Origin of the sequence: Chryseobacterium kimseyorum, assembly GCF_025971945.1 — a bacterium.
GTDB classification, from domain to species: domain Bacteria; phylum Bacteroidota; class Bacteroidia; order Flavobacteriales; family Weeksellaceae; genus Chryseobacterium; species Chryseobacterium kimseyorum.
Genome location: NZ_JAPDHW010000004.1, coordinates 150915 through 173176 on the forward strand (window position 1 = coordinate 150915; position 22262 = coordinate 173176).

A 22262-nucleotide genomic window follows, 5' to 3' on the forward strand; every position below is an offset into this window, starting at 1 on the left:
AAATGAAAAAATTACTCTTGTTTTTTGTCATTTTATTGAATGGTTTAATAAGTGCACAAATAAAAAATATTTATACTGGGAAAGTTGATAGCATAGTTATAAGGAATTATTCCTACTATGATAAGGAAACATCTACAGTCAATGATACTAATGAAAGTAACTCTATTCAACTACTGAATAGTAAAAAATTGGTAGGAAAACAAATAGTTTTACTTAATGCGCTTTTAAAATCAAAAAAAAGCTATTTACCTGAGAGAGCTTTGTTGTCGCATTTTAATAAAAAAATTGAATACTTTCTTAATGGTGTTAAAATACAAGATATTACAATTTCAACAATGACTAAGAATATTACAATCTATAATAGAGAAAAATTGATTTATAAAGCTAAAATGTCATCTTTTCTGGAAAAAGGAATTTTAAATATTGAGAAATAATGCCTCAGCACATTACCGATACCACCCAGCTAAAATGTGACAAAGGAACTTCACCCAGTCCACTCACAGTAACAAGTCAATCTTTTATGAGTATTGATGGGAAGCTACAGGCTACAGAAGAGGACAAACAACCTAACACTAACATTAAACCCTTTGGAATGTGCAGTGTTTTAAGGTTTTCCTGTACGCCCGCACCTATTAAATGGGACAATACCTCTGATTTTGAAATTGAAAGCAAAAAAGAACTGTTAGATACCTCTACTTGCCGGTGCTCTGTGGGGGGCAAAATATCGATTGTAAAATCTGCTCAAAATTTTGTAACAGAATAAAGTTATTATTTCTTTTTATTTCTTCAAAATCACCATGAATAAAGAGTTTATTTAAAATCTGCAAGATTATACCCTTATACTCTAAATATTTTTAATCTAATATATAATTTATTTACTACTTAAAAATCAATTAATAGGGAATTTTGGGAACTTAGCTTTGACAGTTTTGTTTTATTGTGGTGGGTGGGTAAAGCCTATACGCACTGCAATATTAAACAACTGTCTATCTATTATTGGATTTTGAACTTTCAAATATTCTAATTATTGATAATTTAGGGTAGATAGAGTAAGTGAATTTCATAAGCTTTTAGACATTTATAATAAAAAATATTATAAAATCTTTTAATTGTTACATTTTATTCCACCTACCCTCTTCCTAAACTCATCAATAAATCAACTGTTAAGGCTATATATTGAATTTTTATCAGTGAAAAGAAAGAATGGTGAACCTCCACCCACAAAAATACCCCCACTCAATCTCTCTCAAAAACTCGGACAGTCTTTATAGTAGAATTTACAACAATTTAACACCAAAATATTTTGAGTGTACAGACTCTACCCACTTTCTCCTTACCCCCGCCATCAAGTCAAAGAAATTTTACTTCCCCCTCTCAAACTGTCAACCTTTTCTCAAAAGTAAGTTTTGTTTTATTTGGTTTTTGTGGATCTGTTTTTATTTTCCACTTACATTTTCTACTGGCTATACTCTTCAAACTATATATTTTATTGATGTTTTTTGAAAGTTTTTGTTTGTTGCGGTTTGGGTTTAAAAATATTTTAAAAACTTTAATTTTTAAGTTAAAATCTCTGTCAATTGGCATGAATATTGACTTTATTAATATGTCAAAGAACTATTTCAAGCTCTTTTTTCTACATAGATTCTCACAATTATATATAAAAAATGCCTAAAGTGCTACGAACACGATAGGCAACATCAATAAATTTTAATTACACTAAAAATTATCGACATGACAAATTTACAAAATTGTCTTGATTCTTGCAGTATCTATGTAGGAACTTATCAGAAGTACAACAATGGAAGCCTTTACGGCAAATGGCTTAATTTAGCTGATTATTCAGATTATGACGGACTAATAGAAGCAATGAAAGATCTTCACAAGAATGAAAACGAGCCAGAGTTTATGCTCCAAGATCATGAACTCTGTGAAATATTTGAAAAATTAGGATTAATTGGAGAAAGTTATATTTCCAAAGATATATACGAAATAGCAGAGCAAATAAATGATTCTGGCTATGATATTGAGGTTTTTGAATCTTATGTTGATTGTGTTGGAAAAATGGATTTTCAAAGTGTTTATGACGGTGTAATGAATTATTATATAGGTGAGTATTCAGACGATGAAACATTTGTACAAGAGTTATGCGAAAATGATACACCTTACAATCTACCTTCGTATATTTGTATCGATTGGGAAGCTACTGCCCGTAACATTATGTTTGATTACTTTGAGTCTAATGGTCATTATTTCCGTTCATAGATTTACTTAGATTAAAGTAAGTTCAAATAGATTAAAATATTCAGGGTAGGGAATAAAATCGGGAGTTAATAATTTTAACTTGTTAATAATCAATAGTTTAAATATTATAATCCTAGCCCCGATTGCAGTGGAAATCCTTTTTGAAAAAAAGATTGAAACGGAAAGCGGGAAATAGCTCCCTAAAAAAAAATCAAATGAGGATTGTAAGGCTTGAGGGCTGTACCTTAATGTGAATCGGAGATTTTATTTTATTGAATTCACCGTCGAGGTGCCAGTTTTTGGTATTCACTTTAAATTCCACTTCAGAAACCGGCAGATAAGTGATGTAATCGTCTTCTTTAAGTTTTTTGGTAAACATTCTGAACGCAAAAAGCGGTGAATAAGTCAGTGGAAATTTTTTAACCAAAACCATGTCAACCAAACCGTCACTTTTACTCGCCATCGGAGCAATGTAGGCATTATTCCCGAACTGACGGGTATTTGCAATATTGATCATGAGATATTTCCCATTGTGCTGCCGATATTTTTCGTCTAAAAATTTAAGTTTAATCGGTTTATAATTAAAAAAAGTTTTGAGCGAAACTTTGATATAGTTTTTAAATCCGCGGCTGGTTTTCTCAAATTCTTTCACCACTTTCCCATCAAATCCGGTTCCCGATACATTGATGGATAATCTTCCATTCACGGTAAAAGTATCTATTTTTCTGGATTTTCGGTGATTTAATTTTTCTACAAGCTCGTCAAGATTTTTGCTGAATTGCGTTTCGTTTGAAAAACCGTTACCAGAACCTGCAGGGAAAATAGCCAGAATCTTTTCGGTATTGATCAGATTTTTAGCAACGGTGGAAATCGTACCATCGCCGCCAATCGCCACAAAAATATCTGTATCAGGAAAATGCTTCTGAATAAATTCATCAGTTCCCACTATAGATTCTGAAATGTAGTATAAAGGATTATCTACCTTCTTCTTCAGCTCATTAAGAAAAGGCTGATAATTCTTTTTCGCCGAAAAAGGATTGATAATAAAAGCTACTCTTTCCATTGCCACAAAAGTAAAAAATGCTTCCTGATTTGGAAGCATTAATATTAGTTAATTTTCATTCTTTGTTTAAATTGAGGCGTAAGTGTTTCTTTCAGCTCTTCCCACGATACCGGAATCACGATATCACCTGCCGCAAAAGCTGCAATCTCGTACGGACTGTAATGGAAATACAGATTTTTTTCATCAAAATAGAAATTGTCATTCGCCGGAATCGTTTCCAGCAAAAGCATATCTGAATTTTTAACAGCACCCTCAGAATCTGTGGTCCCACTTGGAATGTTGTTGATGTTTTTCATTAGAAGTGCTTCAAGTCTTGCTTTGGGCATCGTTGTAATGTCAGTCAAATTTACTTTTGCATTTGTTTTCAAATCGAAAACCCGTTCAGCAAAGCCGTAGTTTTCGTGTGCTCCACCTTCATACGATGAGTACATATATTCAATTTGAAGAAAATCGTTTGTATTGGATTTCAGTTTCATAAAAGATCCTGTGTTCCAGGTCTGCGGAAAGCTGACATCTGCAATCCAATCTTTGTTTTTCTCTTTTACAGAAACAAAATAATCATTTTTGTCTTTCTCTAAAAAAGTCTGTAAACCCTGTTTTGAAAAGTCTGTAATACCTTTTTTGTCATAGTAAATACTGTCTAAAAGTGCTTTGTCTTTGATGTTGGGAAAGACCAGCATTTTGGCTTCATACTTCAGTGAAAGTTGATTATTAACTTTCATAGAATCGGTTAACTTAACAGAATCAACGACCAATTTCTCCGGCGCTTTCACCTCTTGCTTATCGATGTTTGTCTTCTGAGAATCTGTTTTTTTGCACGATGCGACTGTGAAAATTGCAGACAGTGCTACAATTGCGATTGGATTTTTCATATTTATATTTTGCTTACGAATGCAAAAACCATTCAAAAGATGAATGGTTTTTAATAATTTCGTCGGAAATTTTATCAATTATTTCTTAATCAGACTCATTACCTGATTTTCACTGTCTGAAATTACTTTCCAGATCTGTTTGAAAATAGGGTAATACTCTTTAGGATAATTCTGACTTGCAACATCTACTTTTGAGGTCACAGTGATTTTGTTATTTAAAACATTCACAGCATACTCGTAATTGATTTCCTTATCATCTGTACTGATCTTCCTTGGTTTTGGAGCTTCTGAAACAGTATAACCTTCAGGTATCATAATTTCCACCTTTTTTTCTCTGGTAAAGCCTGAAATAAAATCAATTTGATTTTTCCGTTCTGTTGCCTGATCAAATTTTTCGTTTTCAGCATTAAGAAATAATAAAGGATTTACAATAATTTTTCTCCCGACAATATCAATTCCTGTACCGCTTGAAAATTTCATTTCTGACTGAAAATCGCCATTACTCAGCAGTTTTGAGTCAACTCCCTGCATATCAGAATTGAACTGTGTTTTAAATGTTTGATTATATTTTTCCTTATTTAAATCGTATGAATCGTATGACTCAATCGCATACAACCCGGTTTCCTGTTTTTTAAAAGTACCATCAATTGATGAGTTTTCAACGTTTAAATTTGCTTTAATTTCGAAATTCTTTTTACTGACATTTGTATTCGAAAAAGACACATCGGTTCCTTCTTTACCTTCAAATAAAATCCCAAAGTCATTCCAGTCTCTTTCCGGAAGCATATTAACTTTAGAATTAAATGATGTTGCATCATATAAGTAGATAGCATCATTTATTTTAACTGAGGCAATGACAAAATTAAGATTATTGATGTTGGGCGAAAAAATATTAAGGATCCCGTTATCAACTGTGGAAATTAAAAAAGGGTTCGCATTTAGCCCTGCATTTCTAAAAAGTGAGACTAACAACAGATTAATTTCTGCTGCATTTCCCGACTTACTTTTAATTAACTGTTTAAAACTTTGGGTTGCAGCAGTCCCGGGATATTTATTCCATCTGTACTCAGATTTTACAAAATCGAAAATTTTATTTGCTCTTTCGAGAGGATTGTAAAATGTCCTGATGTTCTCTGGAACAATATCTTTGACATTTCCTTTCAAAAATCCGCCGAAATTTTCATTTTCGTTAAATCTTTCAGCGACTTTGCTCCAATTTTCCGGCATTGAGACAGTAAGAAATCTTTTTAATTCAGGCTTAACCTTATTTCTATAACGATCAATATTTTTCACGTAATTTTCATCCTGTATGGATTTTATATTCTCAAATCCGAACCTGTATATATTGTAACTCTGCAGCGAACGATTCTCGCTTGTAGAAATGTAATATTTCGGCTTTACAAAACCTCCCGAATTATCAAACTGATAGCTCAAAGCATCTGGTGCTTCAAGGCTGTACTCCTGATAAACAACAGGAATATTATACTGCAGATAGTAGGTCATGTTAAGGATTCCTGTAGTCAGTTTATAAGAATACTCTATTACAGATCCGTCCAAAATATTAGGAATCGCCAACTTGTAAAACTTTATACCTTTGATAAAATTTTCTTTAAGCTGTTCATTCTTCTTCGTCGTGATTTTTTCAACTTTACCGTCTTTGTAGTTATAGACATTTACTTCAAAGTCATCAAGTTTTTCACCAGTCATAACCGGTATTTCAATATTTAGCCATTCTTCTGATCTTTTTTTATCATAAATTTTAATCTTAGAGAAAAAAGTTTTTTCAGCAGAAAGATCTCTGATGTTATACCTTACACTGTTATACATTATCTCTGCAGGCGCATTTTTTTCAATCGTAGAATGCTCCTTTTTCAGATCTGCTTCGTCAAAAGACGGACGGGTCAAAAATTTATGATTTTGGGATAAAAGAAAATTCTGAGCACAGATGTAAAATAATAGTGCCGTTATACATTTAATTTTCATTTCTTATTTTTTAATCAAACTCATCACCTGATTTTCACTGTCTGAAATTACTTTCCAGATTTGTTTGAAGGCAGGATAATATTCTTTGGGATAATCTGCACTTGCAATTTCAAATTTGGAAACGGTAACAATCTTATTATCCTTTTTTTCTACAATGTACGAATAGCTTATTTCTTTATCTTCTGTCACAATTTTCTTACTTTTCGGCAAATCTGCAACTTCATATCCCTCCGGAATTTCGATCTCTACGATTTTTATTTTACTGATTGGCGAGATAAAATCAATCATGTATTTTCTTTCCTCCTGCTGATCAAAATCGTTGGTGTTTTGATGAAGAAACAGTAAAGGGTTGATGATTTTTCTTTTCCCTAAATCATCGATCATATTACCCGAGGCAAAACTCATTGTAGATCTAAATTCTCCAGTATCCAAAACTCTTGAATTGATATTGGAGAAGTCTACTGAGAAATTTTCCTTATACTGTTTTCTGTAGGTGTCAGGATTTTCGTCAAAATTTTCCTTTGCGTTTAAAGCCAGCAAACCTTCATCGTCATCCTGATATTGCCCTGTTACAGTGCCGTCAGGATTTATTTTTGCCTTAGTTGTGTGAGTAGAATAACTTTTTTTAATATTATTCAGTGAAATAACTTCCGCTTTTTCGTCTCTCAGTAAAAGGCCGTTGCTGTTCCAAACTCTTCCAGGAAGAATACCTTCCTTCGACTGTTTTGACGTCGCATCAAACAGATATACATCTTTACCAATTTCTACAGCTGCAATTACGTAATTGAAGTTTCCGATGTTTGGAAAAGTAAGGTTTACAAATCCGTTTTTCACAGTGGAAATCAAGATTGGATATGCTTTTAATTTTTCAGCTCTCAACATATTGATCAGCATCAGATTCAGATCGCCGGTATTTCCTGTTTTAGTTTTCACCAAATCTCTAATTCCATTTTCAGTGTAGAAACCGTAGGTCTGATTCCATGTGTAAGAATTTTTTACAAAATCGAAAATAGCATTTGCCTTTTTCAGTTCGTCTTTTTCTTCAGATACATTTTTAGGAATCAGATCTTTCACCAATCTGTCTTTCTTATACTGTTGGCCAAATTCATCATTTTCCCAAAGACTTTTCCGTATATCTTCCCATGTAGATGTGTACGTTTTCAAACCATTATTGAAATACGTTGAATGTAGCTCAGCACGAATCTTCGTTCTGTAATTATCACTGTTCTTTACAAACTTTTCTCCTTTAAAAGCCTTTACATTTTCATACGCAAATCTATAGGTCTTAGAATCCATACCATATAAAAACTCTTCACCTACTTTTTGATATTTTGGTTTCAGACTTCCTGTAAAATCTATATGATAAGACATATTATTGGGTGCGTCCAGAACGTATTCAGAATACATCGCCGGCGTGTCCAGTTCCATATATATCACAGGAATTTCATATAAAAATGGGGAATTAACCTGATACTGGTATTCGATCACCGAACCGTTTTTAATGTTTGGAAATGCAAATTTATTAACGGTGGTGTATTTATTTTCTTTCGACTTGAATTTTGAACTCTTATCAACTTTTGTCTCCTCTATCTTATCATTTTCAAGATTATAAACGTAAGCTTTTATAGAACCCAGAGTTTCTTTGCTCCCTGAATTATTCTCACGCAGCGGGATTTCTAGGTTTAACCAATCTTCAGATTTGTCTTTGTCATAGATTTTCACTCTGTATACATAATCTTTTACCAGCTGTCCGTTATAAGGATCTACACGGTAATGTATAGAACGGTAAATAATTTCAGCAGGAGCTTTATCATCAATATTTGACTTTGCCTTTTTTAAATCTTCAATAGTGAATTTAGGCATTTTAAGAAATTCATGCTTCTGAGCAGACACAACAGAGCCCATCACGCTTACACAAACAATTAAAAGTATTTTTTTCATCTTTATGATTTTTTGGATATCAGGATTTTTGAATTATCAGCATTCATTATTTTTTTTCTGAAATTGATGTAATCGTTGTATTTTTCTTTAGAATAAATTCCCTTTTTAATATTTACATTTCTCTTAACAATGATCTTGTCTTCTTTTTTCTCAAATGAAAGGATATAGGTTCCAAAATCTGACGTTAGAATTCCGTTTTGCGGGATCTCTTCAACGACGTAGTTTACCGGAATCTGATAAACAATTTCATAGTCATCTTCGTACGAAAACCTGTTTTCAAATGGAAGCTGTCGATTTTCATCTGTATGATAAAAGCCGGAAGAATACATAGGTACAGCCCTGAAAATAAAGCTGTCACCCATCATCTTCGAATAATTGGAAGCCTTAAAATTTAAATCAAAATCTATAGAAGCCAAATCTTTATTATTCACGAAATTATTCATCTCAACATTTTCAAAATTCAGACTTGAAAATTTAGATTTCATCGCTTCATTTTTATCTTTTTGAGACAGTGAAACATACATTAAATTAAAGTCATACTGATTTCCTGTGTATGAGAATTTACCCTTTCCTGAAATAGTCTTATCAGGATTGATCTGAATAGTAAGTAGCTGTTTCTCTTTACTCTGCTGGGACGTGTAGCTCGGAGTTTCCATAATATCGATGCCGGTAGACTTTACTGCCAGGACATTTCTGTCTGTTGTATTATAACTCAGGTGATTATAAGCGATATCCTGCGAAGTATTCTCCAACCAGATATTTCCCTTCTCCGTAGGTATGACTAAAATCGCATGGTTACCACCCATTTTTGGAAAATCAACATCAAAACTTACCGGTGAAGAATTAGAGTTAATAATTGCGTAATATGAAGGTATACCTGCTTCATCCAAAAGTGTTTTCATGTAGTTCGAAAGACCTTTGCAATCACCGTAACCCTTTTTCTGCACCTCATCCGGCATCATCGGCTGCCAGCCGCCAATTCCCAGAGCCACAAAAATATACCTTGTTTTGCTCTGCATGTACTGATAGATTTTCTTTACTTTATCTTCAGTACTTCCTGTAAGATTAAGCGCTGCAATTTCAGATTTAATCTGCGGTGTAGAAACAGACACCGGCGTCAGCAAATTGTTATGATACCATAATCCGAAATCCTTCCAGGACGTAATATTTCCTTTTTTGCCAACGAGATTAAACTGATCTAACGAGAAGCTGACCTTGGGCAAAATTTTCTGCGGGTTTGGAACCAGTTCTGCATTTTCTATTGCCGGAATATTCTGATACGTGTACGTTTTTTCGTTTCCACCATCCTGAATTTCAACGTTTGCATATTTGAAAGGTGACTCGTAAGTTTTCGAACGGAGATTTATTCCTGATCTATTGACAATTTTAAAACTGCTTTTCTGCAAAGAAATATTGTAAGAATTGAATGGCACAAAATCCGGAATAAAAACAGTGTTCTCATCTTTCTGATCATAACTGAATTCTACAGTGTAAGGAAATGATGTAGGCGTATACGGCAAAACCATGGCTCGGCTTTCTGAATAGAATGTACCTTGAGAGTTGGCTGACACATCAGAGAAATCATTTTTAGAATAAGTCTTAATCTTAGCCCCTTTGTCGTCATACACAGTTACTTTCACATTTGAAATGACATCACCTTTTTCGTAAAAAATCTTAGGAATAGAATAACTGACAGCATCTTTATTTAAAATTGTAACTACTGAAAGATTTCTGTAAACAATTTCATCGATCTTGTTTATTTCGACCACTGTGCTTTCATTTCTAATGACAACACTTGCATTTTTCTTTAAATTTTCACTGATTTCCGATACAGGATAGCTTTGTGCATAATACACTGATGCTAATGTAAAAGCGCCTAAACAAAGAAATTTCATCATGGTTATTGATTTATCCCAAAAATATAAAAATTCTTAATAAAATGTTAAATTATTATCATGAATATGAGAATTAATTTTATCAGGCATAAAAAAAGCTCCATAAAATGGAGCTTTCAGTATATTTAGAAATGATGATTAAACATCAATCTTTGCATATTTTGCATTCTTCTCGATAAATTCTCTTCTTGGCGGAACTTCATCTCCCATCAACATAGAGAACACTGAATCTGCCTCTACAGCATTATCAATAGTAACCTGCTTTAAAATTCTGTGGTCAGGATTTAAAGTAGTCTCCCAAAGTTGCTCTGGGTTCATTTCCCCAAGACCCTTATAACGTTGAACCTCAACACCTTTTCCGTCCGGAGCCATTTCTAAAGTTAATTCTTCACGCTCTTTTTCGTTGTACGCATATATTTTTTTGTTTCCTTTCTTTAATAGATATAAAGGAGGTTGTGCAATATATATATATCCGTTTTCAATCATTTCTTTCATGAATCTGAAGAAGAATGTAAGAATCAAAGTGGAAATGTGAGAACCGTCAATATCCGCATCGGTCATGATCACCACTTTATGATATCTTAGCTTAGCCATGTTCAGCGCTTTGCTGTCTTCTTCAGTTCCTACTGATACTCCAAGTGCAGTATAGATGTTTTTAATTTCTTCGTTGTCGTAAACTTTATGAAGCATTGATTTCTCAACATTCAAAATCTTACCTCTCAATGGAAGAATAGCCTGGAAATGTCTGTCTCTCCCCTGCTTGGCAGTTCCACCTGCCGAGTCTCCCTCGACTAAGAACAGTTCAGATTCTGCAGGATCTTTTGATGAACAGTCAGATAATTTTCCCGGTAGACCAGAACCTCCCATAGGAGATTTTCTCTGAACCATTTCACGGGCTTTTTTAGCAGCCTGTCTTGCTTTTGCAGCCAAAACAACTTTCTGAACGATAATTTTAGCCTCATTTGGATTTTCCTCCAGGAAGTTGGTCAACATTTCACCAACGATCTTATCAACCGCACCAGAAACTTCAGAGTTACCTAATTTCGTTTTAGTCTGACCTTCAAACTGAGGCTCCATTACTTTTACAGAGATCACAGCTGTTAAACCTTCACGGAAGTCATCTCCGGTAATTTCCACTTTTTCTTTCGCCGGAATTCCTAAATCATCAGCATATTTTTTCAGTGTTCTCGTCAAAGCACGTCTGAAACCTGCCAGGTGAGTTCCTCCTTCATGAGTATTGATATTATTAACGTACGAGTGAAGATTTTCACTGAATGAAGTGTTGTAACGCATCGCCACTTCCACAGGAATATCGTCTCTTTCACCTTCCATGAAAATTACGTTTTCCATGATTGCTTCACGGTTTCCGTCGATAAACTCTACGAATTCCTTTAAACCACCTTCAGAATGGAAAACTTCAAAAGCAAAAGATCCGTCTTCGTTTGGTTCTCTTTCGTCAACCAATGTGATTGTAATTCCTCTGTTCAGGAAAGACAGTTCTCTTAATCTGGAAGCAAGAGTGTCATAATTATACACCAGTTCCTGGAAGATTGTACCGTCCGGCTGGAAAAAAACTTCAGTTCCTCTTTCGTCGGTAGTACCGATTTCTTCAACCTGAGTTAGGGCTTTTCCTTCAGAATATTTTTGCTGGTACAATTTACCGTCACGGCTTACCGTTGCCACCAATAAAGTAGAAAGTGCGTTCACACAAGAAACCCCCACACCGTGAAGACCTCCCGAAACTTTGTAAGAATCTTTATCGAATTTTCCTCCTGCTCCAATTTTGGTCATTACAACCTCCAAAGCCGATTTTTGCTCCTTCTCATGGAAATCTACAGGAATCCCTCTACCATTATCTTTTACAGAGATACTCTCTCCTTTATGTATTGTAACTAAAATCGTATCGCAATGACCTGCAAGAGCTTCGTCGATAGAGTTATCTACCACCTCATAAACCAAATGATGAAGACCTCTCACTCCTACATCTCCAATGTACATAGATGGTCTTAGACGAACGTGTTCCATGCCTTCTAATGCCTGGATACTACTAGCTGTATATTGTTTTTGACTCATATTAAAATTGAAATATTTGCTTAATGCAAAGACCCACAAATATCGTGATTTTTTTCGACTTATGAAAGTATTTTACTTCTTAAAATATCAGAATTTATGCTAAAAAACAGAACGTTTTTTAAAGATAAAAAACAATAAAGTTACAACTGAATGTCCAAATAATTGTAATGTTTTAAATCATATAAAGTTACCCTAAATTTATCCGTAACTTTCAGCTGAAAAATTAAAAATATGGACGATTTCTTAGCTGCACGGGCCCAAATGGCACTCTCATTAGGATTTCACATTATCTTCGCCTGCGTAGGAATGGTAATGCCTTTTCTCATGGCTTTTGCCCACTGGAAATATCTGAAAACGGGAAACGAAATTTATAAAGGCCTTACCAAAGCATGGAGTAAAGGCGTTGCTATTTTGTTTGCTACCGGAGCTGTATCAGGAACGATGCTTTCTTTCGAGCTGGGACTTCTGTGGCCCGGTTTTATGAAACACGCGGGACCGATTTTCGGAATGCCGTTTTCTTTAGAAGGTACAGCATTTTTCATTGAAGCTATCGCCATCGGATTTTTTCTTTACGGTTGGGATAAATTCAATAAATGGTTTCACTGGTTTTGCGGATTTTTGGTTGGTCTAAGTGGATTAGCCTCAGGAATTCTGGTTGTTGCAGCGAATGCCTGGATGAATTCACCTACAGGTTTTGATTATATAAATGGAGAATACGTTAATATCGACCCTATAAAAGCCATGTTCAATGAAGCGTGGTTTCCTCAGGCTCTACACATGACGGTCGCGGCATTTTGTGCGACAGGATTTGCAGTTGCAGGAGTTCATGCTTTTTTAATTATGAGAAAAAAGAATGTGGAATTTCATACCAACGCATTTAGAATTGCGGCTGCGTTTGCGATGATTGGTGCCTTTGGCGCTCCTTTGAGTGGTGACGTTGCCGCAAAATCTGTTGCAGAAAGACAGCCTATAAAATTAGCTGCTATGGAAGCACATTTTGAAACTGAAAAAGGTGCAGCTTTTGTGATTGGCGGAATTCCTGATGAAGAAAAAGGCGAAATCAATTATGCTTTAAAAATTCCAAAAGTATTAAGTTTTCTGGCAACCAATGATTTTAATGCGGAAGTGACAGGTCTTAATGATTTTCCTAAAGATGAATGGCCGCCCGTTGCTGTTGTACATTACGCTTTCCAGATTATGATTTTCTTTGGAGTTGTGATGATCTCCATCGGAAGTCTTTATCTCTACGCTTTCTTTTTCAAAAAAGATTGGTTACATAAAAACTGGTTACTCAAAACATTTCTTTTCGCCACACCCTTCGGATATATTGCTTTGGAGGCCGGCTGGACGGTCACCGAAGTGGGCAGACAACCCTGGATTATTTACGGAATTATGAGAACGGCAGATGCCGTAACTCCAATGCCCGGAATTCAGTATTCATTTTACTTTTTTACGGCGATTTTCATTTCACTGTCATTAATTATTATATTTCTTCTCAACAGACAGATCAAAATGGTTCCAAAACTTTACGACCCTACAGACGCGCAGTTTAACTCTAAAAACAAAAAATCATGATCTACGTTGTTATTGGTTTTCTATGGCTTTCCGTATGTCTTTATGTGATTTTGGGTGGCGCTGATTTCGGAGCAGGGATTGTGGAATTAATGACCAAAAAGAAAAACAGAAAGTACACCGAAAAAATTATGTACGAATCGATTGCGCCCATTTGGGAAGCCAACCACATGTGGCTGATCATTGCGATTGTGATTCTGTTCGTCGGTTTCCCTGAAATTTACACCACGATGTCCACTTACCTTCACATTCCTCTGGTGATGATGTTGGTGGGTATTATCGCAAGAGGAACTGCGTTTACCTTCAGACACTACGATGCCGTGGAAGACCGTTGGCAGATTATTTATACGCAGATCTTTTATTATGCAAGTCTTTTAACGCCATTTTTCTTAGGCTTAATCGCTGCTGCAACGGTTTCGCAATCAATTAATCCTGATGCTAAAAACTTTTTAGATTTATATATTTTCAGCTGGCTGAATTGGTTTGGCGTCTCCGTAGGATTGTTTACGGTTTCACTTTGTGCTTATCTGGCGTCCATTTTTTCTTTGCGCGAAATCAGCGACCGTTTGGAATTAGGATTAATGATTAAAAAAGCACATCAGACCATGATTTTTGTGGTGATTACAGGATTATTGGTCTTCCTTGCCGCATATCTTTCCGGAATTCCTTTAACAAAATGGATTTTTTCTAAACCATTAGGTGTGATGTCAATTTCTTTTGCTACGGTTTCGTTAGGTTTAATTTTAAGAGCGATGCATAAAAGAAAACTGCTTCCGGTGAGAGCTTTGGCTGGATTTCAAATTATCATGATTCTGGTTGCAGCAACCTATCAGCACAACCCGGATATTATTCTTTTAGGAAACGGACAACACCTTTCTTTATTGAAACACATTGCAGCTGAAAAAACGATTTCTGTGCTGGGCTGGGGATTGATTTTGGGATCGATTTTTATTCTTCCATTTTTATTTTATCTGATGTTTTCGTTTTCAAAGGCATCAAAGAAACGGTCTTAATTTAAATAGACTTAATTCGTTTGGATACTGAAAAATAGTAACTTAAAATTTACACTCATTTCCTTTAAACTCATGCAAACATTAATTAAAAGATAATGGGATACATTTTATTTAAAATCAACTTCAGATTCCATTTAATTTGGATGGTTTAAGTAAAACTGAATGCGGAAAGATTTCTATTTAAAAAAAGAAAATTTGAAATTGTAAAAAATCGTAGAAATATTTTCTCATAACTGTTACCATAAAAAAACAGAAGCTGATACATGAAGTTCTTTAATAACACAGAGCTTAATTTTATTTTTTAAGCAAAACCAGCTCCACTCTCCTGTTCTTGACACGGTCGGCTTCAGTAATTTCGGGATAAACAACAGGATTAAGATGACCCAATCCCAAAACTTTGATTCTGGCTGAGTCAATTCCCTGCTTCAATAAATATTCTTCAATAGAATTTGCTCTCGTCCATGAAAGATTAAAGGTTCCCAAATCTGCATCTTCGCCATCAAAATTTTCGTAGTCACAACAGATGTGGCCCTGCAGTTCAACTTCTAAGTCAGGATTTTCTTTCAGAAGTTTATACAGTCTGAACAAATTTGTATTTGCGCTTGGAAGCCAGACATGTCGCCCTCCAAAAAAATTCACATTAGGCAGTGAAAAAGTATCTTTCACCTTCATCGTTGTGGTTTTTGAATCAAGAAAACTCGGAGGTGCTTTCCTTGAAATCTTCTCTCCTTTATTGAATAATCGCTCAATAAAAATATCTACCCTCCTGTTTTTTGCACGCAGATCTTCTGTACTGTTATCGTTGATCTGTTTAGTAATTCCTAATCCAACTGAGGTGGAAAGTTTTATATTTTTGCCGACTCGCATTTGCAGATATTCGCTGACTGCTTTCGCCCGTTGTTCAGAAAGTTTTTTATTTAAATCTTCATTTCCAAGTGGATTTGAATTCCCGAAAATTCTGAAAGTAACATTCGATTTCAGCTGAGAAAGACTGTCTAATTTCTGTTTTGATTCTAAATCTAAATCAAAAGAATTGTTTTTAAAATAAATTGATGTAAGTGTCTGTGCATCGATTTTAAGACAAAAAAGAAGAATAAAAACTGTCACAAAGTATTTCATCATTATTAGCTTTTATAGTAAACGGAAAAATACTGATTTATTGTTTACAACAGAAAATCAAAATTCAATTAAAAATAAAATAGCAGACTTTTCAGCCTGCTATCTACTAATATCTTTTAAATGGTTTTTAAACCAACTTCATCAAAACATTCTCATCAATCTTCTCCACTTTCACCAAACCTCCTTTGGTCAAAGTTTTAGATGCCTTATCCCATTTTTTTCCTGATAACTGACTTCTTTCCTTTACTTCAGCCAAAGAAAAAACTTCTTCACGGGAATTTAAAATCTCAAGAATCACTTTTTCATCTTCTCCCAGTTCAACCTGCGGAACAGTTTTTTCCGGCTTCATCTGTGGGAAGAACAACACTTCCTGAATGGAAGCGTTATCCGTTAAAAACATAATTAATCTGTCCATACCGATTCCCATTCCTGAAGTTGGCGGCATTCCGTATTCCAAAGCTCTTAAGAAGTCTTCATCAATAAACTGTCCTGCTTCATCATCTCCTTTTTCAGCTAATTTTAACTGATCTTCGAAACGCTCTCTCTGGTCAATTGGATCATTTAATTCTGAATATGCATTGGCAATTTCTTTACCGCAAACCATCAGTTCAAAACGCTCAGTAAGACCTTCCTGACTTCTGTGTTTCTTGGTTAAAGGTGACATTTCTACAGGATAATCGGTAATAAAAGTCGGCTGAATGAAGTTTCCTTCACATTTTTCACCAAAAATTTCGTCGATTAATTTTCCTTTCCCCATCGTCTCATTCACTTCAATTCCGATCGATTTAGCAAAATCAAACAATTCCTGCTCAGATTTTCCTGTAATGTCGAAACCTGTGTATTTTTGAATCGCTTCCGTCATAGAAACTCTTGCGTATGGCGCTTTGAAATCAATTTCCTGATCACCAAATTTCGCTTTTGTAGTTCCGTTCACTGCGATGGCACAATGTTCAATCATTCTTTCGGTGAAATCCATCATCCAGTAATAATCTTTGTAGGCAACATAGATTTCCATTACTGTAAACTCTGGGTTGTGGGTTCTGTCCATCCCTTCATTTCTGAAATTTTTAGAGAATTCATACACACCGTCAAAACCACCAACGATCAGTCTTTTAAGATACAGTTCGTTAGCAATTCTCATATATAGAGGAATATCCAAAGCATTGTGATGCGTGATGAAAGGTCTTGCAGCCGCTCCACCAGGGATCGCCTGTAAAACCGGAGTTTCAACTTCGATATACCCCGCATCATTGAAAAATTGACGCATTGCTGTGTACATTGTTGTTCTCTTCACGAAAGTTTCCTTTACCTGAGGATTTACAATTAAATCTACATAACGCTGTCTGTATCTTAATTCCGGATCGTTGAAAGCGTCGTGTACAACTCCATTTTCATCGGTTTTTGCCTGAGGAAGTGGTCTTAGAGTTTTAGTTAAAAGCGTAAAGTTTTTTACTAGAACTGTCATTTCTCCAACCTGAGTTGTGAAAAGTTCTCCTTCAATACCGATGATATCACCGATGTCTAAAAGGTGTTTGTAAACGTCGTTGTATAATGTTTTGTCTTCTCCCGTACAGATTTCGTCACGGTTAAAATAGACCTGAATTTTACCTGTAGAATCCTGCAATTCAGCAAAAGAAGCCTTCCCCTGAATACGGCGGGACATCAGTCTGCCCGCAATCTTCACCTGTTTACTTTCAGAAAAATTCTGTTTTATAGATTCTGTAGTATCTGTAACCGTGTATTCTTCTGCCGGGAATGCATTGATTCCCATTTCAACAAGCTTAGTCAGCTTTTCTCTTCTAATGATTTCCTGTTCTGATAATTGCATTATAATTCAATTTTTTCGAATTGCAAAAATAAGGAAATTTATAGGTTTATGGAAGTTAAATTTTTATTGCAAATTATACGGTAATCAACTCACACTTTAAGTTATAAAAATTCAATCGTGTTTAAGAATTTTAAAATTGAATCTTTAAGGCTTCGACAAGCTTTGCCTGACACTGTAGATTATTAAGCGTTTAGTATTAGAGATGTCACGCTGAGCTTGTCGAAGCGTTCTCACACAATTATAGTTCATAATAAATTTGAAAGAAAATGGATTTACAACTGAACGCAAATTTCAAATACAATTAAATCTTAGTGAGAAATAAGTATTTGATTTGATTTGCTATTGTAAATGCATTGAAATTTTCAAAATCTTTATTGTCTGTGATATATCCTTTACCACAATGTGCACAAAGGTTTTTCACGAGGTGCACAAAACATTGTGAACGTTGTGACATTCTTAGTGTTCTTTGTGGTAAAAAACCAAAGATGACAAACAGCGGATAATCAAATTCAATTTTGGAGGTTTATCCTAATATAATTAAAAGAAACTATTTCTCCTGTTTTTAGGAACAAAAGTCCAAGCTAAAATTCTGCTGATCTTTTGACCCTGCGCCATATCGATTGTTTTTACCTCGAAAGCGTATAATTTCTTCAAAAGTGAATTTAATTTAAATAAATTTTCCTTTTTCGAAACCAAAGTTGTGAACCAAAGAATCTGTGAAGAATACAAAACGCTTTCCTCAATCATTTTTGAGATAAAAGCGATTTCCCCACCTTCGCACCACAATTCAGCCTGTTGTCCGCTGAAATTGAGATTAGGTTTTTGAACTTTTGAATTTTGAAGATTTTTTGTTTTCCTGAGATTTCCTTTTAATGCAGATTCTTCAGAATCATGAAATGGCGGATTGCACATGGAAAACGTAAATTTATCCTGAGAATTAAGAATATTTTTAAAGATAAAATTCGAATCCGGCTGAAATTTCACTTGAATATTTTCATAAAAATCCGGGTTTTCATCTAAAATTTTCTGCGCATTATCTAAAGATTTCTGGCTGATATCGGTTCCCAACATTTCCCAGCCATAAGACTGATGCGCAATCAGCGGATAAACCAAATTGGCTCCGGTTCCAATGTCGAGACCTTTGACTGACGATCCTTGCGGGATTTCTTTGGAATTTCCTGCCAGCAAATCAGCGATGTAATGAATGTAATCTGCACGTCCCGGAATGGGCGGACAAAGATTTTCGTCGGGAATATCCCAGTTTTTCACCTGATAAAAATGCTGCAGCAGTGCTTTGTTCAACAGTTTTACAGCTTTGGGAATGCTGAAATTGATTGTTAAATTTCCGTACGAATTTTTAAAAACATAATGTTTCAGTTCCGGCACACAGGAAATCAATTCGTCGAAATTGTAAGAATTTCGATGAAGATTTCTTGTGTGCATTCCTGATTTTTCGGTGGTCATGAATTATTTTTTCTGCTTCAGAATATACTCCACCATTTTTTTGGCATCTTCTTTTGAAATCTGCGGATGAGGCTGCATCGGAACACTTCCCCATACACCGCTTCCACCTTCAATAATTTTTGAAGCCAGAATTTCAATATCTTTTTCAGAATATTTAGCCGCAATTTCTTTGTATGATGGTCCTATCAAACGTTCCTCGGCATTATGACAAGCCATACAGTCAGATGCCTCTACCAAACTCTGACCGGAAACATTGGTCGCTATAGGTGTAGAAGCATCTGATGAAGGCTGTATTTCTGAATTTTCTTTCTTCGAACAGGAAATAATAAGCAAGCTTACTGCTCCTGTTAAAAATAGTTTTTTCATTATTTAGCTGATGCCGTAGAATCTGTAGATGGTGACGGAGCTGGAATTGCAGTTGCAGGAGCAGTTTCTGTCTTGGCAGTAGAATCAGTTACTACGGTTGTAGCTTCCGGTTCTGGCAACATCGTGTTGCTGTCCTGTAATGATTTGTCAGTTTTTTTTGAACAACTTACAGCGAACAAACCTCCGATAAATACGATTGCTAATACTTTTTTCATATCTAAATATTTAATTTTTTTATACTAAAATGAAATCACTCCATGACTTCACCAGTATTTATTTTCGGTCACAAAAATATAAAAAATAATTGGTCAAATACGAGATTTAAAGGTTTTTTAAGTCATGTTTAAACTGATTCCAAGAAAAATAAATTTCACTTTTTTAAATTTTTCATTTCTGATATTAAAAAAAGTTCTACATTTGTCCCATGATTAATTCAGTTAACAAAAATTGGTGGTGGCAATCAAACTCTTCGTCGGGTCTGATGCTATTGTCGTGTTGTTAAGTTACAGCAGGAATATTATAGAAAACATACAGAGACTTTGACGATTGCGTTGAAGTCTTTTTTTTGTCGAAAAATTTAAATTTATCAAAATGTTTACTCAGAAAATCAATATAAAAACCACCTCAAAAAAGACATTGGGAGATCTGCAAACCCCGATGAATATTTATCTTCAGATCAGAGATAAATTCCGAGACACTATTCTTTTGGAAAGTTCAGACAGCAAGAATATCGACAACAATTTTTCTTTTATTGCCGTCAATGCGATTGCGGGAATTGAAATTAAAAATCTTCACGAGTTTGAAGTAAAATTCCCCAATGAAAGTCCGGAGAAAAAGCCTTTGGAGAATATCAAAGTGACAGATCTATTGAATCAATTTTCTAAAACTTTCATCTGTGAAAAAACAAATGATTCTATTGAAAAAACTGCACAGAGTCTTTTTGGATACACGAGTTTTGAAGCCGTTCCACTTTTTGAAAATATCGGATTCAAGCCTCAAAGCAAAGAAGTGGAAATCCCGGTTTTGCGTTACAGACTATATCAGTACGTGATTGCCATCAACCACTTTAATGATGAAATGCACTTTATTGAAAATCAGATCGACGGTGTAAAATCTGAAATGCGCCTGTTGCAGGATTTAATTAAAAATAAAAACGCCCTTGTTTATCCTTTCGAAAAAGATGGTTTTGAAACTTCAAATCTTACTGATGAAGAATATCTTGAACTGGTAGGTAAGGCTCAGAAACACTGTATGCGAGGTGACGTTTTTCAGTTGGTTTTGAGCAGAAGATTTGAGCAGAAATTTAAAGGCGATGAATTCAATGTTTACCGTGCTTTGAGGAACATCAATCCTTCCCCATACTTATTCTTTTTTGATTACGGAGACTATAAATTATTCGGATCAAGTCCAGAAAGTCAGTTGATTATTAAAAACAGGAAAGCTATTATCCATCCGATTGCCGGAACATTCAAAAGAAGCGGAGATTTTGAAACCGATCTGCAGTCTGCGGAAGCCTTAAAAAAAGATCCGAAAGAGAATGCCGAACATACGATGCTGGTAGATTTAGCCAGAAACGACTTAGGCAAAATGGGGAAAAACGTAACCGTGACCAAACTGAAAGAAATTCAGCTTTTCTCGCACGTCATTCACATGGTCAGCGAAGTGACGGCAGAACTGGAAGAAAACACAAATCCTTTCGACATTGTTTCTGCCACTTTTCCGCAGGGAACTTTAAGCGGAGCACCGAAATACAAAGCACTTCAGCTCATCAACGAATACGAAAAAGATTCCCGCGGTTATTATGGCGGCTGCATCGGGATGATCGGTTTGAACGGTGACTGCAATCAGGCGATTATGATCAGAACTTTTCTTAGCAAAAACAATACATTATTTTATCAGGCCGGAGCTGGATTGGTTGCAAAATCAATTCCCGAAAATGAACTTCAGGAGGTGAATAACAAACTCAACGCCCTGAAAAAAGCGGTAGAGAAGGCGGAGAAATTGGTTTAAAAATTTTATGGCGACAAAGAACTTCGTTTGTAAATTTCGATAAAAGCGTGTGCTTTTTCTCATTAATGTCTTCCGCTCCCACTCTTTTGCTTCGCAAAAGGAGTTCCGCTCAAGCCGGGTCGCAAAGTTCTCCTGAAATCATTATTTAATCAAAAACAAACATCAGATATAAAATGAAAACTGAAATAAATAACCAAGCCAATATCCTTGTCTTCGATAACTACGACAGCTTTACCTACAACCTCGTTCAGATGATTGAGCGAATTTCCAATCAAAAAGTTGACGTGTACCGAAATGATGAAATTTCATTAGAAGAAGTCGAAAAATATGACAAAATCATCCTTTCTCCAGGTCCCGGAATTCCTGAAGAAGCCGGAATTTTACTGGAATTAATTAAAAAATATGCACCAAAAAAAAGTATTCTCGGAGTTTGTCTCGGTCAACAGGCAATTGCAGAAGCTTTCGGCGGAAATTTAATCAATCTGACAGAAATTTTCCACGGCGTAGCAACATCTTCAAAAACTGTGAGAGAAAATGTAAAACTGTTCAGAAATTTACCCGAAGAAATTGAAGTTGGACGCTACCACAGTTGGGCAGTCAATCCTAAAAATTTTCCCTCAGAACTAGAAATTACAGCGACCGATAACGACGGAATGATCATGGCTTTGCAGCACAGAAATTATGATGTTCATGGCGTTCAGTTTCATCCAGAAAGTATTCTGACACCGGATGGAGAACAGATTATCAGGAATTTTTTAAATAGTTGATTGGATTTAGTTGATTGTTGATAGAATTTATTTCACAACAATTTCACTAAAAACC

Annotated in this window: 18 protein-coding genes; 7 read left to right on the forward strand and 11 right to left on the reverse strand. The window is 35.1% G+C overall.

Features of this window, described 5'->3' with window-relative positions; translation table 11 throughout:
* The first annotated feature begins 2 nt into the window (after nucleotides 1–2).
* The 3 genes from OMO38_RS07340 (at nucleotide 3) to OMO38_RS07350 (ending at nucleotide 2262) form a co-directional block, all read left to right on the forward strand.
* The gene (locus OMO38_RS07340; RefSeq protein WP_264749551.1) at nucleotides 3–434 is read left to right on the forward strand and encodes a hypothetical protein; all 432 of its coding nucleotides are present in this window, start codon (nucleotides 3–5) and stop codon (nucleotides 432–434) included.
* On the forward strand, nucleotides 434–763 hold the full coding sequence (locus OMO38_RS07345) for a DUF4280 domain-containing protein (RefSeq protein ID WP_264749552.1): 330 nt from the start codon (nucleotides 434–436) through the stop codon (nucleotides 761–763). Before OMO38_RS07340 ends, OMO38_RS07345 begins: the two co-directional genes overlap by 1 nt.
* 968 nt (nucleotides 764–1731) lie before the next feature.
* Complete coding sequence (locus OMO38_RS07350; RefSeq protein ID WP_264749553.1) at nucleotides 1732–2262, forward strand: antirestriction protein ArdA; 531 nt, start codon at nucleotides 1732–1734, stop codon at nucleotides 2260–2262.
* Nucleotides 2263–2452: 190 nt separating this feature from the next.
* Here the strand turns inward: OMO38_RS07350 and OMO38_RS07355 are convergent, their stop codons facing one another.
* From OMO38_RS07355 to gyrB, 6 genes are all read right to left on the reverse strand, one after another.
* Entirely contained in the window at nucleotides 2453–3343 is an 891-nt protein-coding gene (locus OMO38_RS07355; RefSeq protein WP_406567297.1) for a diacylglycerol/lipid kinase family protein, read from the reverse strand.
* A gap of 5 nt (nucleotides 3344–3348) precedes the next feature.
* Nucleotides 3349–4176, reverse strand: coding sequence for a DUF3298 and DUF4163 domain-containing protein (locus tag OMO38_RS07360; protein ID WP_264749554.1), 828 nt, complete (start codon nucleotides 4174–4176; stop codon nucleotides 3349–3351).
* Nucleotides 4177–4254: 78 nt separating this feature from the next.
* On the reverse strand, nucleotides 4255–6159 hold the full coding sequence (locus OMO38_RS07365) for a DUF3857 domain-containing protein (protein WP_264749555.1): 1905 nt from the start codon (nucleotides 6157–6159) through the stop codon (nucleotides 4255–4257).
* Nucleotides 6160–6162: 3 nt separating this feature from the next.
* Entirely contained in the window at nucleotides 6163–8100 is a 1938-nt protein-coding gene (locus OMO38_RS07370) for a DUF3857 domain-containing protein (RefSeq protein ID WP_264749556.1), read from the reverse strand.
* Between the two features lie 2 nt (nucleotides 8101–8102).
* The gene (locus tag OMO38_RS07375) at nucleotides 8103–9998 is read right to left on the reverse strand and encodes a DUF3857 domain-containing protein (protein WP_264749557.1); all 1896 of its coding nucleotides are present in this window, start codon (nucleotides 9996–9998) and stop codon (nucleotides 8103–8105) included.
* A gap of 135 nt (nucleotides 9999–10133) precedes the next feature.
* Nucleotides 10134–12068 carry a DNA topoisomerase (ATP-hydrolyzing) subunit B gene (gene gyrB, locus OMO38_RS07380; protein ID WP_264749558.1) on the reverse strand — a complete coding sequence of 645 codons (1935 nt, stop codon included), beginning with the start codon at nucleotides 12066–12068 and terminating at the stop codon, nucleotides 10134–10136.
* 231 nt (nucleotides 12069–12299) lie between these two features.
* On the opposite strand from gyrB, the gene OMO38_RS07385 reads away from it, so the two are divergent.
* Together OMO38_RS07385 and OMO38_RS07390 are read left to right on the forward strand one after the other, a co-directional pair.
* A complete protein-coding gene (locus OMO38_RS07385) occupies nucleotides 12300–13643 on the forward strand; it encodes a cytochrome ubiquinol oxidase subunit I (RefSeq protein WP_264749559.1) in 1344 nt (447 codons plus the stop codon).
* On the forward strand, nucleotides 13640–14653 hold the full coding sequence (locus OMO38_RS07390) for a cytochrome d ubiquinol oxidase subunit II (RefSeq protein ID WP_264749560.1): 1014 nt from the start codon (nucleotides 13640–13642) through the stop codon (nucleotides 14651–14653). The genes OMO38_RS07385 and OMO38_RS07390 overlap by 4 nt, the downstream gene beginning before the upstream one ends.
* A gap of 294 nt (nucleotides 14654–14947) precedes the next feature.
* On the opposite strand, the gene OMO38_RS07395 is transcribed toward OMO38_RS07390, so the two are convergent.
* From OMO38_RS07395 to OMO38_RS07415, 5 genes are all read right to left on the reverse strand, one after another.
* Complete coding sequence (locus tag OMO38_RS07395; RefSeq protein WP_264749561.1) at nucleotides 14948–15775, reverse strand: OmpA family protein; 828 nt, start codon at nucleotides 15773–15775, stop codon at nucleotides 14948–14950.
* A 124-nt stretch (nucleotides 15776–15899) separates the two neighbouring features.
* Nucleotides 15900–17600 (reverse strand): lysine--tRNA ligase, encoded by a 1701-nt coding sequence (gene lysS, locus OMO38_RS07400; RefSeq protein WP_264749562.1) that lies wholly within the window; start codon nucleotides 17598–17600, stop codon nucleotides 15900–15902.
* A 537-nt stretch (nucleotides 17601–18137) separates the two neighbouring features.
* Nucleotides 18138–19064: a 23S rRNA (adenine(1618)-N(6))-methyltransferase RlmF gene (gene rlmF / locus OMO38_RS07405; RefSeq protein ID WP_264749563.1), complete on the reverse strand. Its 927-nt coding sequence runs from the start codon at nucleotides 19062–19064 to the stop codon at nucleotides 18138–18140.
* Nucleotides 19065–19067: 3 nt separating this feature from the next.
* On the reverse strand, nucleotides 19068–19430 hold the full coding sequence (locus OMO38_RS07410) for a c-type cytochrome (protein ID WP_264749564.1): 363 nt from the start codon (nucleotides 19428–19430) through the stop codon (nucleotides 19068–19070).
* Nucleotides 19430–19645 (reverse strand): hypothetical protein, encoded by a 216-nt coding sequence (locus OMO38_RS07415; protein WP_264749565.1) that lies wholly within the window; start codon nucleotides 19643–19645, stop codon nucleotides 19430–19432. The genes OMO38_RS07410 and OMO38_RS07415 overlap by 1 nt, the downstream gene beginning before the upstream one ends.
* 376 nt (nucleotides 19646–20021) lie before the next feature.
* Here OMO38_RS07415 and OMO38_RS07420 point away from each other — a divergent pair, with 376 nt between their 5' ends.
* Nucleotides 20022–21440 carry an anthranilate synthase component I family protein gene (locus OMO38_RS07420; RefSeq protein WP_264749566.1) on the forward strand — a complete coding sequence of 473 codons (1419 nt, stop codon included), beginning with the start codon at nucleotides 20022–20024 and terminating at the stop codon, nucleotides 21438–21440.
* A gap of 173 nt (nucleotides 21441–21613) precedes the next feature.
* Nucleotides 21614–22207 carry an anthranilate synthase component II gene (locus OMO38_RS07425; protein ID WP_264749567.1) on the forward strand — a complete coding sequence of 198 codons (594 nt, stop codon included), beginning with the start codon at nucleotides 21614–21616 and terminating at the stop codon, nucleotides 22205–22207.
* The last annotated feature ends 55 nt before the right edge of the window (nucleotides 22208–22262 follow it).

What these genes read in the sequence shown, in the direction of transcription:
- OMO38_RS07350 (WP_264749553.1), top strand. Translation starts at nt 1,732, where the DNA reads ATGACAAATTTACAAAATTGTCTTGATTCTTGCAGTATCTATGTAGGA.
- OMO38_RS07390 (WP_264749560.1), top strand. Translation starts at nt 13,640, where the DNA reads ATGATCTACGTTGTTATTGGTTTTCTATGGCTTTCCGTATGTCTTTAT.
- OMO38_RS07375 (WP_264749557.1), bottom strand. Translation starts at nt 9,998, where the DNA reads ATGATGAAATTTCTTTGTTTAGGCGCTTTTACATTAGCATCAGTGTAT.
- OMO38_RS07345 (WP_264749552.1), top strand. Translation starts at nt 434, where the DNA reads ATGCCTCAGCACATTACCGATACCACCCAGCTAAAATGTGACAAAGGA.
- gyrB (WP_264749558.1), bottom strand. Translation starts at nt 12,068, where the DNA reads ATGAGTCAAAAACAATATACAGCTAGTAGTATCCAGGCATTAGAAGGC.
- OMO38_RS07415 (WP_264749565.1), bottom strand. Translation starts at nt 19,645, where the DNA reads ATGAAAAAAGTATTAGCAATCGTATTTATCGGAGGTTTGTTCGCTGTA.
- OMO38_RS07370 (WP_264749556.1), bottom strand. Translation starts at nt 8,100, where the DNA reads ATGAAAAAAATACTTTTAATTGTTTGTGTAAGCGTGATGGGCTCTGTT.
- rlmF (WP_264749563.1), bottom strand. Translation starts at nt 19,064, where the DNA reads ATGACCACCGAAAAATCAGGAATGCACACAAGAAATCTTCATCGAAAT.
- OMO38_RS07385 (WP_264749559.1), top strand. Translation starts at nt 12,300, where the DNA reads ATGGACGATTTCTTAGCTGCACGGGCCCAAATGGCACTCTCATTAGGA.
- OMO38_RS07420 (WP_264749566.1), top strand. Translation starts at nt 20,022, where the DNA reads ATGTTTACTCAGAAAATCAATATAAAAACCACCTCAAAAAAGACATTG.
- OMO38_RS07395 (WP_264749561.1), bottom strand. Translation starts at nt 15,775, where the DNA reads ATGATGAAATACTTTGTGACAGTTTTTATTCTTCTTTTTTGTCTTAAA.
- OMO38_RS07340 (WP_264749551.1), top strand. Translation starts at nt 3, where the DNA reads ATGAAAAAATTACTCTTGTTTTTTGTCATTTTATTGAATGGTTTAATA.
- lysS (WP_264749562.1), bottom strand. Translation starts at nt 17,600, where the DNA reads ATGCAATTATCAGAACAGGAAATCATTAGAAGAGAAAAGCTGACTAAG.
- OMO38_RS07360 (WP_264749554.1), bottom strand. Translation starts at nt 4,176, where the DNA reads ATGAAAAATCCAATCGCAATTGTAGCACTGTCTGCAATTTTCACAGTC.
- OMO38_RS07355 (WP_406567297.1), bottom strand. Translation starts at nt 3,343, where the DNA reads ATGCTTCCAAATCAGGAAGCATTTTTTACTTTTGTGGCAATGGAAAGA.
- OMO38_RS07425 (WP_264749567.1), top strand. Translation starts at nt 21,614, where the DNA reads ATGAAAACTGAAATAAATAACCAAGCCAATATCCTTGTCTTCGATAAC.
- OMO38_RS07365 (WP_264749555.1), bottom strand. Translation starts at nt 6,159, where the DNA reads ATGAAAATTAAATGTATAACGGCACTATTATTTTACATCTGTGCTCAG.
- OMO38_RS07410 (WP_264749564.1), bottom strand. Translation starts at nt 19,430, where the DNA reads ATGAAAAAACTATTTTTAACAGGAGCAGTAAGCTTGCTTATTATTTCC.